13 protein-coding genes are annotated in these 15,515 nt (G+C 55.1%); 2 read left to right on the top strand and 11 right to left on the bottom strand.

Features of this window, described 5'->3' with window-relative positions:
• Positions 1–340: 340 nt before the first annotated feature.
• Both NST43_RS01510 and bcp read right to left on the bottom strand, forming a co-directional pair.
• Positions 341–4,627, bottom strand: a complete 4,287-nt coding sequence (locus tag NST43_RS01510) for an acyl-CoA dehydratase activase-related protein (RefSeq protein WP_339222082.1) — start codon at positions 4,625–4,627, stop codon at positions 341–343.
• A gap of 120 nt (positions 4,628–4,747) precedes the next feature.
• Entirely contained in the window at positions 4,748–5,209 is a 462-nt protein-coding gene (gene bcp, locus NST43_RS01505; RefSeq protein ID WP_339222080.1) for a thioredoxin-dependent thiol peroxidase, read from the bottom strand.
• Positions 5,210–5,311: 102 nt separating this feature from the next.
• Here bcp and NST43_RS01500 point away from each other — a divergent pair, with 102 nt between their 5' ends.
• Entirely contained in the window at positions 5,312–6,370 is a 1,059-nt protein-coding gene (locus NST43_RS01500) for an LCP family protein (protein ID WP_339222078.1), read from the top strand.
• A gap of 105 nt (positions 6,371–6,475) precedes the next feature.
• On the top strand, positions 6,476–7,792 hold the full coding sequence (locus tag NST43_RS01495; protein ID WP_339222076.1) for a glutamate-1-semialdehyde 2,1-aminomutase: 1,317 nt from the start codon (positions 6,476–6,478) through the stop codon (positions 7,790–7,792).
• A 75-nt stretch (positions 7,793–7,867) separates the two neighbouring features.
• On the opposite strand, the gene NST43_RS01490 is transcribed toward NST43_RS01495, so the two are convergent.
• From NST43_RS01490 to NST43_RS01450, 9 genes are all read right to left on the bottom strand, one after another.
• Entirely contained in the window at positions 7,868–8,119 is a 252-nt protein-coding gene (locus NST43_RS01490; RefSeq protein ID WP_339222074.1) for a hypothetical protein, read from the bottom strand.
• Between the two features lie 2 nt (positions 8,120–8,121).
• On the bottom strand, positions 8,122–8,685 hold the full coding sequence (def, locus tag NST43_RS01485; protein ID WP_209993772.1) for a peptide deformylase: 564 nt from the start codon (positions 8,683–8,685) through the stop codon (positions 8,122–8,124).
• Between the two features lie 105 nt (positions 8,686–8,790).
• Positions 8,791–10,083, bottom strand: a complete 1,293-nt coding sequence (locus NST43_RS01480) for a stalk domain-containing protein (protein ID WP_339222072.1) — start codon at positions 10,081–10,083, stop codon at positions 8,791–8,793.
• 264 nt (positions 10,084–10,347) lie between these two features.
• Positions 10,348–10,638 carry a hypothetical protein gene (locus NST43_RS01475; RefSeq protein WP_339222071.1) on the bottom strand — a complete coding sequence of 97 codons (291 nt, stop codon included), beginning with the start codon at positions 10,636–10,638 and terminating at the stop codon, positions 10,348–10,350.
• Between the two features lie 16 nt (positions 10,639–10,654).
• A complete protein-coding gene (locus NST43_RS01470) occupies positions 10,655–11,542 on the bottom strand; it encodes an inositol monophosphatase family protein (RefSeq protein ID WP_209993737.1) in 888 nt (295 codons plus the stop codon).
• Between the two features lie 181 nt (positions 11,543–11,723).
• Positions 11,724–12,731, bottom strand: a complete 1,008-nt coding sequence (gene uvsE, locus NST43_RS01465) for a UV DNA damage repair endonuclease UvsE (protein ID WP_209993736.1) — start codon at positions 12,729–12,731, stop codon at positions 11,724–11,726.
• Positions 12,728–13,045 carry a hypothetical protein gene (locus NST43_RS01460; protein WP_036700056.1) on the bottom strand — a complete coding sequence of 106 codons (318 nt, stop codon included), beginning with the start codon at positions 13,043–13,045 and terminating at the stop codon, positions 12,728–12,730. The genes uvsE and NST43_RS01460 overlap by 4 nt, the downstream gene beginning before the upstream one ends.
• A 47-nt stretch (positions 13,046–13,092) precedes the next feature.
• Positions 13,093–14,184, bottom strand: coding sequence for a D-alanine--D-alanine ligase (locus tag NST43_RS01455; protein ID WP_339222068.1), 1,092 nt, complete (start codon positions 14,182–14,184; stop codon positions 13,093–13,095).
• Positions 14,185–14,203: 19 nt separating this feature from the next.
• A complete protein-coding gene (locus NST43_RS01450; RefSeq protein ID WP_339222066.1) occupies positions 14,204–15,232 on the bottom strand; it encodes an amidase domain-containing protein in 1,029 nt (342 codons plus the stop codon).
• Positions 15,233–15,515 lie beyond the last annotated feature (283 nt).

Below are 15,515 nucleotides of genomic sequence, written 5' to 3'. Positions count from 1 at the left end.
TTTTCAACTACATTTGGCCCATGTGCTCCGCGCCTGCTCCATGTAGTCGGTTTTTCGACTACATTTGGCCCACGTGCTCCGTGCCTGCTCCATGTAGTCGGTTTTTCGACTACATTTGGCCCACGTGCTCCGTGCCTGCTCCATGTAGTCGGTTTTTCGACTACATTCGGCCCACTCACCTCACACAGATCCAATGTAGTCGGTTTTTCGACTACATTCTCTCCACTTGCCTCCTGCGGGCCCCCTGTGTTCGGTTCTCCGCACACATGGGGGTTGAGCCCTGGAAGGCAAAAAAGCGGACCGGCGTAATAACCGGTCCGCTCTGTATATTCAGAAGCTGCTATCCTTGGCACCCCACACTGCCGGCCAGTACCGGCAAGAGCTGCGCCACCTCGTCCGCTGACGGCTGGGTGCCGGCGGCAATGCCGCTGGCAATCGACATCATCAGCTTGATGCGGTTCGCCTGGTTCACGACGCTGACTCCGGCATCATAATCAATGGCGACTATATTCGCGCCCGGATACAGTTCCTTCAGCCCTTTGATCATCCCGCGTCCGGTAATATGGTTCGGCAGGCAGGCGAACGGCTGAATGCAGGCAATATTGTTCACCCCGTTATCCAATAGATCCATCATTTCCGCCGTCAGGAACCAGCCTTCGCCCATCTGATTGCCGACCGACACGAGGCGGCTTGCCTTCTCGGCCAGACCGTAGATATTCTCCCGGCCTTTGGATAGTCCAGCCTGCTCCAGCGCTACCTTGACCGGCTTGCGGTAGATTTCGAGATAGGAGATCAGCATGGGATTAATATAGCCCAGCCGTTTGCTTTTGCCGAATTGCTCAGCCTTGTAGATCGGATTGTAGACACAATAGAAAATAAAGTCCAGGAAATCAGGCATCACGGCCTCTCCGCCCTCCGCCTCAATCATGTCGATGATATGGTTGTTGGCATCCGGATGGAATTTGATCAGAATCTCCCCGACAATGCCCACCTTGGGCTTATCTGCTGAGATAACTGGCAGCCTTGAGAACTCGGCAACAATCTCACGGGTTAGCCGCTTATACTCCCGGAACGAGAAGTTCGACAGGCTGTTCTTGCAGCGCTCCATGCCCCGGCGGAATAAGGCCTCAGCACTTCCCGGGACAGCCTCATACGGTCTGAAGCGGTGCAGCAGGCGCATCATCAGATCCCCGTAACAGGCTGCTGCAATCAGGCGGTTTGCAAGCTTCAGACTGATGCGGAAGCCCGGCTGATTCTCCATCCCTGAGGCATTCAGGGAGATCACCGGGATCTGCCCCAGATTAGCATCCTTCAGCGCCTTGCGCAGCAGGGAGATATAGTTGGTCGCCCGGCAGCCGCCGCCGGTCTGCGACATGATTACAGCAGTCCGGTCCGGGTCATAGTCACCGCTTTTCAGTGCCGACAGCATCTGCCCGATCGTTACAATCGCCGGATAACAGGCATCATTGTTGACGTACCGGAGGCCTTCCTCCGTCTCCTGCGGACCGGTCGATTTCAGAATCTTCAGCCGATAACCCGCACCCTGGAAGACCCGTTCGAACAGCTCGAAATGAATCGGTGACATCTGCGGAGCAAGGATGGTATAGGTATCCTTCATTTCTTTGGTGAACGGCACATTGACTTGCGGCTTGTAGAGCAGCTGCGGCTTAACCTCGCCCCTCTCGCGTTCGCGCATCGCGGCCTGAAGGGAACGCAGGCGAATCCGCGCGGCTCCGAGATTGCTGATCTCATCGATTTTGATGAGCGTGTAGACCTTGTTGTGGCGCTCCATAATCTCCTGAACCGCATCGCAGGTAATCGCATCAATCCCGCAGCCGAAGGAAGTTAGCTGGACAAGCTCCAGATCACTTCTTCCCGCCGCCAGCCGGGCTGCACGGTACATCCGCGCATGATAGGTCCACTGGTTCACCACGCCAACATCCCCTTCGCTGCGGTCCAGATGGCAGATCGAATCCTCGGTCAGCACCGCAAGTCCCATACCGGTAATCATATCGGCAATCCCGTGATTGATCTCCGGGTCGGCATGATACGGATGCCCGCAGAGCAGAATTCCCTTCGTACTTGTCTCCGTGAGGAAGACCAGCGTCTCCTCGCCCTTGGTGCGCACATCGTTTTTCGCCTGCTCCGCTTCCGCCAGTCCCGCCTGAACAGCGGCTGCAATCTCCTCCTTAGGCACCTCGGCGAAGGTTCGCGCCAGAACCCGGGTCAGCGCCGGAATATCGTCGAAGGTCAGGAACGGGCTAACCAGCGGAACCCCCTGCTCCTTCAGGCCGTCCATATTATTGCGGATCACCTCGGGGTAGGAGGCAACCACCGGGCAGTTGAAGTGATTCTGCGCCGCATCATCCTCCTTCTTCTCATACACCACCGCCGGGTAAAAGATGAAGTCCACACCTTGGCCGATCAGCTGCTGCACATGTCCGTGGGCCATTTTTGCCGGATAGCAGATGGACTCTGAAGGAATCGTATCCATTCCGCTCTCATACAGCTTCTTACTGGACTTCGGAGACAGCACGGTCCGGTAGCGCAGTGCGGTGAAGAAGGTGTGCCAGAACGGGTAATTCTCGAACATATTCATGGTGCGCGGAAGTCCAACCGTCCCCCGGACCGCCGCCACTTCAGGCAGACCCTCGTAGGCGAAGAATCGCTCATATTTGTATTGCATCAGATTCGGCAGCGTATTCTTCTCTTTCTTGCCGCCTGCGCCGCGTTCACAGCGGTTCCCCGTCACATGGAAGCTCTTGTCCGGGAACCGGCTGATGGTCAGCGCACAGTTGTTGGCACAGCGGCTGCAGCGGCCTGGAGCGACTGAATACTGGAAGGTCTCCAGCTCCTCCGGTCCCAGAATCGTGCTGATTCCTTCCGGCGCAGCCTGTTCTCTGGCAATCAGCGCACAGCCGTAAGCACCCATCACGCCGGCGATATCGGGTCTGACTACTGTTCTTCCTGTCAGCAGCTCAAAGGCCCGCAGGACAGCCTCATTATAGAAGGTGCCGCCCTGAACGATGATATTCCGGCCCAAATCCTCGGGATTACGGATCTTGATCACCTTTTGCAGCGCATTCTTCACCACGGAATAGGCCAACCCGGCCGAGAGATCGGCAAGTGTCGCCCCCTCCTTCTGGACCTGCTTCACCTTGGAATTCATAAACACGGTACAGCGTGAGCCGAGATTCACCGGTCCCTTCGATTCGAGCGCCGCAGCGGCGAACTCTTCTATTCCAAGCTCCAGGGCGGAAGCGAAGCTCTCCAGGAAGGAGCCGCAGCCTGCCGAGCAGGCTTCATTAAGCATCAGGCTGTCGATGGCTCCCCCGCGGATCTTGATGCACTTCATGTCCTGGCCGCCGATATCGAGGATGAAGTCGACCTCCGGCATGAACCGGGAGGCTGCCTTGTAATGGGCAACTGTCTCTACTTCCCCGCCATCCATCCGCAGCGCCGCCTTGACCAGACCCTCTCCATAACCGGTTGCGTAAGCTCCAGCTATATAGCAGCCTGAGGGCAGGATCCGGTAAATGTCCTTCAAAGCATCCGTAACCGACTGCAGCGGATTCCCTCCATTGCTTCCGTAGAAGGTATGCAGAATCTCATCCGCCGCTCCGGTAACTACCAGCTTTGTCGTGGTAGAGCCTGCATCAATGCCGAGATAGACCGGCCCCTGGTAAGCAGCCAGCGCGGAACGCGGTGCTGTCGCCTGACCGTGACGGAGTCTGAACTGCGCCAGATCATCCGGCGCTCTGAACAGCGGCGCCAGCTCCGCATCCTCAGCGCGGTCCTGCGAGAAGTCTACAGCCATGATCCGGGCAATCCAGCCGTTCAGCGGCAGGAATATGGGATCTGACCCGGCAAGCGCCGAACCGATGGCAACGAAATATTGCGAGTGCTCGGGGAACAGCACCTCGTCCTCCTTCAGCCCGAGCGTCTCAGTGAACCGGTCCCGCAGAGCGGACAAGAAGGTCAGCGGTCCCCCGAGAAAAGCAACACGCCCACGGATCGGCCGCCCGCAGGCCAAGCCGCTGATCGTCTGGTTCACAATGCTCTGGAAGATCGAGGCCGCCACATCCTCGCGCCGCGCCCCTTCATTCAGCAGCGGCTGTACATCGCTCTTGGCAAATACTCCGCAGCGCGAAGCGATGGGATAGATCCGCTCATGCTTCACAGCAAGCTCATTCAGACCCGCAGGGTCCGTCTGCAGCAGAGAGGCCATCTGATCGATGAATGCCCCTGTACCGCCTGCACAGGCTGTGTTCATCCGCTGCTCAATGCCGCCGCTGAGATAGATGATTTTGGCATCCTCCCCGCCCAGCTCAATCGCGGTATCACATTCCGGAATCCGTCCGCTGATCGCCTTCGTGCAGGCAATGACCTCCTGGACAAACGGAATCTCCCCCAGCTTGGATAAGGACAACCCGGAGGAACCGCTGACGGTGAGTGCTGCTTCACTATCGGGGAATCGTTGCTGTACATCGGACAGTAGGGCGATCGCCGCTTTTTTTATATCACTGAAATGACGAACATAATCCTGATAAATAATTGTATTTCGTTCCATAACCACCAATTTGGCTGTAGTTGATCCGACGTCAAGCCCAATACGCAGTCTCTTCATGCCATCCCCCATACCTTGCTCCAAATTTGAAGTAATATGAGGCAACTATATCACGAGTGAGCCTGGCTATAGCTGTTAGAAAAGTAACAGACAAATACAATTATTTACCAGCATACTTAATTATTTCACGATTTGTTCTAATGCGGCCTCCACATGGCCCTTCACTCTGACTTTTCGCCACTCCGCTCTCAGAATCCCTTCCTCATCAATCAGAAAAGTAGAGCGGACAATGCCCATAAATTCCTTGCCGTAGAGCTTCTTAAGCTGCCATACCCCGAACAATTCGCTCACCACATGTTCCTCATCGGACAATAACGGAAAGGGCAGACTGTTCTTTGCAATAAATTTGCTGTGTGAGGAAAGCGGATCGGCGCTGATTCCAAGGACAACCGCCCCATTCGCGGCAATCGTGTCGTGGGCATCACGGAAATCGCAGGCCTCCTGGGTGCAGGCTGAGGTACTGTCCTTGGGATAGAAGTAGAGCAGCACCTTACTGCCGCGATAATCGCCCAAGCTGATGTTGCCCCCTGTTGAGGCAGGGATTGTGAAGTCCGGAACCTTGTCGCCTACTGTGATACTCATTTATTATTCACTCCTCGTAAAGTAGTTGTTGATTTCTGAAATTGCGTGTCTTCCCAAAAGAAATTATAATGTAGAGAATGTGAACTGGAAAGGACGAACGAAATGCCACCAAGAAAGAACCGGCACGCCAAAGCCGGCAAGTCAAAGAAGAAAACGCTGCTCTGGACTCTGGCAATCATACTCCTTTTAATCATCGGAGGTCTGGTTTACTATTTCACTGCCATTTACAATCAGCTCGATAACCTCCACAAGACAGGTGAAGATTCTCCGTTCGCCAATGTTCCCACAGCTTCGGCGGAGGCGGTTAAGCCCCCTGTATGGGAGGGCACAGAGCCGGTCAATATCCTGCTCATGGGCGTGGATGCGCGCGGGGTGAAGAAGGGCGAAGTGCCGCGTTCGGATACGATGCTGGTGGCCTCTCTGGACCCGGTGAAGAAGAAATTCTATGTCTTCTCTATTCTGCGCGATACGTATGTTGATATTCCAGACCACGGGACCCAGCGGATCAATGCCGCCATTACTTATGGACCCAATACGGCCATGCAGACGGTAAGCGACCTGCTCGGTATCCCGATTCAATATTATGTCTATACCGATTTCCAGGGCTTCATGAAGCTGGTGGATGCTGTAGGTGGTGTGGATTATGAGGTCGAGAAGGATATGCGTTATACCACCAAGGCGGACGGGCCTGAGTTCGATATCGATCTCAAGAAGGGCTTCCAGCACCTGGATGGCAAAATGGCGCTGCAGTATGTGCGCTTCCGTCATGACGCGACCTCCGATTTCACCCGGACAGAGCGCCAGCGCGGCTTCCTTAAGGCTGTAGCAGATAAGGTGATCAGCACCACCTCCATTATCAAGCTGCCGACCATTCTAGGTGAGGTTACACCTTATATTGACACGAATCTGGATATTAGCGACATGTGGAAGCTCGGCGCGGTAGGCTATGACAGCTCTATGGGCGGCAGCGCGCAGATTCCGCCGATGAATCTGATCCGGGAGAAGACCCTCAAGGACGGCTCCCAGGTGATCAGCTTCAGCAGCGAGAAGGCTCTGAAGCAGTTCGTAGAGGATACGCTCACTGCCCCAGAACCATCGCCAACTCCTGGAGCAGAGGCTTCACCGGGCAGCAGCCCTTCCGCATCACCGGGAACAAAGTAAACTCCAATATAACCATGCTTGGCACACGGGGCGGGCGGACAGCGGGAATCAGCCGCGGTTCGCCCTTTCCCATGGGCGCAAGCCAAGAAGAAAGGAACATTACCTATGAACCGCAGCACATCAGAACAGTTATACGAGGAAGCTCTACAGCATATTGTCGGAGGCGTGAACAGCCCCTCCCGCTCCTTCAAGGCCGTGGGCGGAGGCGCCCCTGTCTTCATGAAACGCGCCGGAGGCTCACGCTTTTGGGATGAGGACGGCAATGAATATATTGATTATCTGGCCGCCTATGGCCCGATCATTACCGGACATGCCCACCCTCATATCACCGCCGCTATTACTGAGGCCGCGCAGAACGGACTGCTCTACGGAACGCCAACCCGGCTTGAGATCAAGCTGGCCAAGATGCTGAAGGAAGCTATTCCCTCGATGGACAAGGTACGCTTCGTCAACTCCGGTACAGAAGCCGTCATGACGACCATCCGCGTCGCCCGCGCCTACACCAAGCGCAGCAAAATCATCAAATTCGCCGGTTGTTATCACGGCCACTCTGATCTTGTGCTTGTAGCCGCAGGTTCAGGTCCATCGACACTGGGTATCCCGGACAGCGCAGGCGTTCCGGCCAGCATCGCCCAGGAGGTCATTACCGTTCCCTTCAATGATCTGGACGCCCTGCGTAAAGCGCTGGAGAAATGGGGCCAGGATGTGGCTGCCGTGATGGTTGAGCCGATTGTCGGCAACTTCGGTATGGTGATGCCGCACCCCGGCTTCCTGCAAGGCCTGTGTAAGCTGACGCATGAGAACGGCTCCCTGGTTATCTATGATGAAGTAATCACCGCCTTCCGTTTCCACTATGGCTCCACACAGACCTATGCCGGTCTTGCCGGGCATGAGGAGATTATTCCCGATCTTACGGCCCTGGGCAAAATCATCGGCGGCGGGCTGCCCATCGGTGCTTACGGCGGCCGCAAGCATGTCATGGAGCAGGTCGCTCCGCTCGGTCCTGCGTATCAGGCCGGCACGATGGCCGGTAACCCCGCTTCGATCTCGGCAGGGATTGCCTGCCTGGAGGTGCTTAGCGCGGAAGGCGTCTATGACGAGATGGAGCGGCTGGCCATCCGCCTGACCGAAGGACTTCAGGCATCCGCTGACCGTCACGGCATTCCGCTCACCATCAACCGGATTCGCGGCGCATTCTCCACGCATTTCTGCAGCCATCCTATTACGAATTATGAAGAGGCGCAGGATACCGACGGTGAAATGTTCGCCAGCTTCTTCCGGCACATGCTGAGCCGGGGCATCAACCTGGCCCCGTCCAAATATGAGGCGTGGTTCCTGACCACAGCCCACACGGACGCTGACATCGACCTCACCCTGGAGGCGGCAGAGGCTTCGTTCGCGGCAATGGCTGCGGAGAAGTAATCGCTCAACTATAAGAATAGGCTGTCCCAAGAGTCAGATAATGACTTCCTGGGGCAGCCTTTTGCTTAGTTAAGATTAAGATTCATCTGAGTAACGCCCATACACAAACAACGCCGCCACCACAAGCGGTGTCACCAACCTTACGGCCAGCGGCATGCTCCCGCCTGTGAAGGCGACCACTATATAGCTTATTACGATAGCTGCTTCGGACATCAGGTGCTTGTGAAAGGTTCCTTGTCTCATCCTGTAGATGAACACCAGGGCGATGACGAAGGCCAACCCTGTGTAGAGAAGGGTCAACGGTAATCCCTCAATATTCATATCCACCGCTACTTGCCCTTCTGCTCATAGAGACTGCGGATCTCTACATCCTGCGGAAGCTTGAACGGGTTCTGCGGATTGATCCGGTCATAGAACATCATTCCGTCCAGGTGATCCATCTCATGCTGGATGATGATGGCCTGATAGCCCTTGAATTTCTGGGTAATCACCTCGCCGTTCAGATCAAAGCCCCTGACCTTCACAGACTCATAACGCGGTACGAATCCGTGCACCGGCCGGTCAACAGACAGGCAGCCTTCGCTCTCCGGCAGATAGACCATTGCCATCGAATGGCTGATGATCTTGGGATTCACCCAGGTATATTCCACATTCTTGCCATTATCGTCCTTCAAATACATGACAAACATCCGCTTCGATAGTCCGATCTGATTGGCGGATAAGCCCACTCCTGAACGCAGTTTATACTTGGCAGACATCTCGGCATCCTGACTATTTTTCAGGAACTGCATCATGCTCTTCAGCGCACCGCGGTCCTCCTCCTGCAGCGGCAAATGTACGGGTTCCGTTACCGCACGCAGTACAGGGTCGCCTTCCCGTACGATATCATCCATCAAGATGATATACTCAGCATTAAATTTTGTACTAGACAACTGGATTCATCCACCTTTTCCGTTACGGGTCTGATTTGATACTGCACATGGTTAAATTATGCTTGATTATGGGTTAATGAAGGCTGTACGCAGCTTACTGCTGTAATTCACATCGAAACCAAGACCGGTAGCGAGGGCGGCGAGCGGAAGATAGGTTTTATCCTCTTTGCCAACCTTTTGAAGAAATGCCGGGGTATCGATCGCCACATCCGCACCGTTAACCTTCATAGTTTTCGAGCCGATCGTAATAACTACCGTTCTTCCGCCGTAAGTTACGGTCGCACTGGAGGTTTTGTTATCCCATTTGCCTGTTGCCGAGGCCGCATTCAGAATATCCTTCAGCGCCAGAAAATTCTGCCCGTTCTTCAGAATCGGCTTATTAGGCGTATTCAGTTCCTTCCCCTTCACCACGATGGACATTGGCGCCGTCTCTGAAGCCATCGCCGTTACTGCCGGCATACGGTATTCCCCCCATTGCAGTTCAGCGAATACAGTGGCAATCCGTTCATATCCAAGCTGCGTAGGATGGAAGTCTGCCGCCCCGGCCCCGATGATATGGGTAAGCGATCCCTCTACCCCGGCGAACTTTGCGGCTACATGAGCCACCTTCAGAGGAGCACCTGCCTGGTTCAGGGTAGCCGCGATATTCTCCGCCGCGATGGTGAACTGTGCAGCCGCATTCATCAGCTTGTCATACGAAGCCCCCAGGGCGATTCGCGGAGCAGGCTGATACTGGTCGGCCAGCAGAATGGTTGCCTGCGGATTCACTTCCCGGATATTCTTCAGCAGCGCTGTTACATTCATGTTGTATTCCGTCAGACGCTCCTCAAGCTGGGATGCGAAATCAGCATCGGTCAGCGTCTTGTAATTCAAGAACAGGCTGCTGACATCATTGCCGCCGATGGTAATGGTAATCAGATCCGCCGCAGCGAGCTCCGTTCTAATCTGCGGGGCCAGAGCAGCAAACTGTCCGATACGCGGATCAGACAGCCCCGGCTGAATAGCCTCCGGCGTAATGGCCGCATTGTCCTTAATAGCTCCCGTATATTGAAGCAGTCCCGCTGACCTAAGGCCCAAGATGCCGTAATTCTTAAGCTCACTTCTGCCGTGATACCAGCCTTGCTCCAGTAATCTCTCAGCATATCCGTACGGCTTCACGCTGGGATCAGTCATCCCTGGCTCATACCCGGCAGTAATGGAATCTCCAAGTGCCACGATGCGAAAGACATCCTGCTCTGTTCCTTGCGCCACGGCTGCCGCTGCGGCATCCGCCGGACCTGCATGCACATTGATTAATACGGTGAACAACAGCAGTCCGCTAGCAGAAGCTGATATTAACCTTCTCCATGTCTTCAGCATCGTATTCCTCCTAAATTAATATAATTCTATTCTAACATCCCGCCCAGCTCCTGTGGAAACAGCTTTGCCGTCTTTTTATAAATATAAGAATTATATGTTTCACGCTATAAATGATCCTTCTATTTCTCGCTGAAACGGTACCGTCCTTTAAAAGGAAGGCAACGCCGTTTCCACTTGAGTCGGTAGCGCTTCAGCGGCTTATCTTTGCACAAAAAGAGCGGTCTCCCGATGATTCGGAAAACCGCTCCTGTGGATAACAGCAGCTTATTGCTCTCCGCTGCCGGATTCTGAAGATTTCTTCTGGCCGCCAGTGCTTGGCGGACCGCTTGCCTGGCCTGAGCGCTTCACATATTTATCATACCGGTCATCCAGCTCATAGGCGATTTTGCGGTAACGAAGCGTCTCTTCGACTATAGGATCGAGCGTAGTCTGTATGCGAATCTCATACTTGGGCGAAATCTGACGGATCTCCTTGGCCTGCCGGTCCGCCTGCTCCATCTCGCCGTCCTCCAGAAGCTCACTTAGCCTACGCTCCAGATCATCATTCTCATTCATAACAATGTAAGCCCTCCTACTGCTTCTTGAAGCCTGTGGCATCTGCGGCCTGCAAGGAAGTTACCAGATAATCATGGATTCGTCCATTGCTTGCGACTACATGGCGTGTACTAATATCATAGGGATCGCCCTGCGTATCCGTGACCTTACCGCCGGATTCCAACACCAGCAGTACTCCGGCCGCGCAGTCCCAGGGACTTAGCCCAACCTCCCAATACCCATCCACTCGTCCGGCAGCAACATAAGCCAGATGCAGTGCTGCCGAGCCGCCGGCACGAATGCCGCGAACCTGTGGCAGAATCTGCTGCAGCCCGGCCATATTCGCCGGCTGAGCCACCACACGGTCCGGCGGGAAGCCCATGGCAATCAGGCTGTTGCCCGGCAGTGTCTCCGCTGATACCTTCGTAGGAATCCCGTGCATGTATGCGCCTTTTCCCTTCTCGGCTACGAACATCTCGTCCCGGGTCGGATCATAGATCACGCCTACCGTAAGCTCGCCCTTGACCACCAGAGCAATCGACACGCAATAGAACGGGAAGCCGTGCACGAAATTGGTTGTGCCGTCTATTGGATCGACAATCCACAGATAATCATGTTCCCGCGCTTCATCTAAGGCGGCCGTCAGTGCATCCGCACCGGGCAGAACACCCTCCTCGCCAAGGATGGCATGGTCGGGATAATGGGTCAGGATCAGCCGGCGGATCATTTGCTCCACACCTTTATCGACCTCCGTGACCAGATCCTGGGCCGATGTCTTGCTGCCCAGCTCCTTCACCTGGCCTTGTCTGCTCTTGATCCATTCCCCCGCTTTGGCCGCAGCATTGATGGCTGCCGCCGTATGTCCCTTGCTTGTAACTACATAGGGCTCCCGTTCATTTCGGTTATCAGGACTTACAGGACTCATCTCTTCACTCCGCTTTCTTTGAGCATGATTGTTCTCCCTAGGAACGCTGTTTCCGCAGGATACCCATTTCACTGCCTTAGAACATGACTGCTCAACTTTCTTCCAACGTAACTCATTTCAGCCGACTTATCAAGTCATGACTGACGCCGTTACAAGGCCTAACCGTCATGTTTTTTGCCAGTTATGGTTCTATATTCACGCTGGCTCCGTTTAGTACCATAATTCCATTCCCGCCCTCAGCCAGTCCCTTCATCTCCTCCATCAGACCAAACAAGGCGCCATCCTTGAGCTTCGCCTCAATCATCACATCTACAGCCGGAGTATCCGCAGCAATCCGTTTCAGAAAAGCGACCAGCGGTGCCGGCTCTACGCCATCGGCATGGCTGCGCGGATCAGACGGGCTGCGCGGGCTGGACACATGAATCTTCGGCGGCAGCTGCCCGCCGGGCAGCACATCCTTCAGCGCCAGGGGGCTTGTCCATGTCTTCCGGATCTCCGGCCACAGCTCCCACGGAAGCTCGCCCTCATTGTTGACCCATTGGTGATGGATATCCAGCACCATCGGCAGCTCCATCCTGCGGCAGACCTCCAACGTCTCTACCGCGTTGAACGTCTTGTCGTCGTTCTCCAGTGTCATTCGCTCTCTAAGCGCAAGCGGCAGTGCGGAGCATTGCTCACAGAAGCGCTGCGCAGACAGAGGCTTGTCCCCGTAAGCACCGCCAATATGGATATTGCTCTTAGCCGTCGCCGGCAGACCCATCGCTTCGAGCATGTCCGTATGATGCTGCAGATCGCGGATGGAGCTTACAAGCACCTCCGGCCGCGGTGTGCTCAGCACCGTGAAGTGATCCGGGTGGAAGCTGACGCGCAGCCCGTGCTTCTTCACATAGCTGCCCACCTCTGCGAATTCCTCCGCAAGAGCAGCGAGGGGATTCCAGTCTGCGAGATCAGGATGGGTTGCCAGCGGAACAAGCTTGGAAGTAAGCCTGTAGACCTTAATATCCGAGCCGACATTATGCTTCAGCAGACGGAGCGTATTATGCAGATTCATCCGGGCGATGGATTCCAGCTTGCGAAGGCCCGCTTCCCGGTCGCCCAGCTTGTTGAAGGTTGCCATAGTCATCGTTTTGGAGGGAGAGCAGTCCGGGATCACCGTAGACATGGCGACATAGCCGAAGCGGACAATCATCCCTCTTCCCCGAAGAACATCTCGTAGGCAAGAGCCGTCTGTACACGTGACTCTTCCTCATTCAGCTTACGGACCAGATCCATTTCCACCGCCGTAACTTCGTTGCCCTGAAAATTAATTTCTGCAATCGACGCGGAAATTTTGACAATCGCCACCGCAACATTCTGCGGATTATAGGCGATGACCTTCTGACCGGTCGGATAGACACGGAAGCCCTGCTTCACCATCTTGGTACGTCCGTACTCCAGCAGTTCGTACAGCTCCTGCTCATTCTTGAACTTGCACACCGAATTGAATTCTGATTGAAACCCCATGCTTCTCTCTCCTTCCCGGCCGGAATGCTCCCGCCGATCACCGTGGTTTATTCATTATCGTACTTCAGGCCCTGTCTGAACCGGTAACGCTCCAGCGCCAGCCCGATCATACGGTCCAGCAGCGCTTTATAGGACACACCGGTCTCACGCCACAGCAGCGGATACATGCTGAACGGGGTGAAGCCAGGCATGGTATTCACTTCATTAATAAGAATCTTGCCGTCAGACTTCCGCAGGAAGAAGTCGGCCCGGGTAATTCCGCTGCCCTCAATAGCCTTGAAGGCCAGTATAGCCGACTCGCGCAGACGGTCCGCTACCTCAGGATCGACAGGTGCCGGAATCAGCATCTGTGATTTACCGTCCGTGTACTTGGCCGCATAATCATAATATTCACCAGAAGAGACGATTTCACCCGGAACCGAAGCCTCCGGCTCCTCATTGCCGAGTACGGCCACCTCCACTTCGCGCGCATCCACGAATTCCTCAATGATCACCTTCGTGTCATAGCGGAAGGCATAATCCACAGCCTTGATCAGACTTTCCTTATCGTTGGCCTTGGAGATTCCTACGCTGGAGCCCAGATTAGCAGGCTTGACGAAAACCGGATATCCCAGCTTATCCTCTAGATCTACAATCAGCTCGTGCTTGCGTTGTCTCCAGTTCGCGGCATTGAAATAGCAATAGTCACATTGCTCCAGCCCCGCCTCACCGAACAGCTTCTTCATGACCACCTTATCCATGCCCGCCGATGAAGCCAGCACGCCTGCGCCGATGTACGGGATATTCGCCATCTCGAACAGCCCCTGAATGGTGCCGTCCTCGCCGTTCGTGCCGTGCAGCAGCGGGAACATGACGTCTATAACCTGCTCGCCTCCGCTAAGCCCGCTGAACAAGGCATTCAGGGCCGTGCCCATATCTCCGGCCACCCCGGAGAGCTTAAGCTGCTCAATCGCGGGGAAGGGAGCCTCCAGCACTGCACCAACCTTCCATACCCCCTGCTTGGAGATATAGAACGGAATAATCTCATATTTATCGTAGTCAAAAGCGTTCATAACCGCATAAGCCGTCTGCAGCGATACCTCATGCTCTCCGGATTTGCCGCCGTACACCAGTCCTACGGTAGTCTTAGCGTTCCCCATGCCCTAACCTCTTTCTGATCTATAAATAGTCATTAATATGAAAAAAACGATAAGCCGTCCGGTCCGTCCAGGCGTAGGAATCCTTGTAATCCCAGAAGCGGTGACGGCTGCTAACCGTCCGCGCATTCACCAGCGGCAGCCCGCCCGCATCAAAAGCGGTAACAATCGTGCTGTGCTGGTAATGTCCGTTGCCATCCCAGTCATACTGAATAATGTCGCCCAGCTCAAGCTGCTCCGGCCGCTCGACAACCTCCGCACGCAGCCCGCTGCTGCGGCTCCCGCTCAGATAACGCTTCAGGCTGTCGGAGACCGCCCAGCTGAAGCTCCACCATTCCTGGGCCCCGTTATAACCTTTGTACCACCAGCCCGTTTCTCTTTTACCAGTATAGTTGATAGGCGCTCCCCCTGCAAAGAGACATTGGGAGACATAATTGGTGCAGTCCACCTCGAAAATCTCGAACTCCGGATTCCCTTCCTTCCACCAGAGGTCGGCATAGGCTGCGGCTTCCTCCCGGCGGTAGCGCACCTCTCTTGCACCGCTTGCGCCCTTCAGGACACGGCGGTTCAGCAGCGGCTGGGACGGACGCGGATCGGGCAGAGCCTCCCCCCACTCCGAGAGACGCAGAGCCGGATCTTTCTCCACCACCTTGCGCACTCCACTCCGTTCAGGCACACGGCGCTCCACGTTCACAATCTCCCAGCCGTCCTTTTCACGTACAAAGGTCAGGCGCTCCGACTCCACCACATCCTCGCGGTGCGTCATCCCGCCCTTCTCATAATAGAAGGCGCTGTGCAGCGCCACATCGGCGACCACCTCGGCAGGATTCTGCCGCACGGTCCGCAGCGTCCGCACCCCCGTCTCCCCGCGCAGCGGAGTAATGCCCCGCCGGCTGTACCACTGGGCGATCCGGCGGGAACGCGCCCGCTGTTCGTCCAGGAACCGCGGGTCCCTGATCGAGGTATGGCGCGGCTCGGCGCCAGGTGCAACCCGCCCCTTATTCAGCTGGTCCACATAGACATAGAGACTTTTCTTCCACTGCTGCTCCATTCATACTCCGCCCTTTCGTTTAAAGATAAGAATGTATATGATGTAAGCTATGAATATTCCTTCAAGGATTACCGCCGTAATGGCCGCTGTCCTATGTATATGAAGGATTGCTTGCACCTATACGGAAGCGGGAGTGATTTAACTGCAAGGAAGTCCGGGACCAGGGGGGTCAATGCATCACTGGAAACCCTGAATATACCTGACAATAGCAGAGCAAAAAAAACTTTACTCCCCCTATTGTAAACGTTATACTTAAAGTATAGGAATTATGAAATGTAGTTTC

Origin of the sequence: Paenibacillus sp. FSL H8-0332 (assembly GCF_037963835.1) — a bacterium.
Classification (GTDB): domain Bacteria; phylum Bacillota; class Bacilli; order Paenibacillales; family Paenibacillaceae; genus Paenibacillus_AQ; species Paenibacillus_AQ rhizoplanae.
This window is presented reverse-complemented; position numbering and strand designations above follow the sequence as displayed.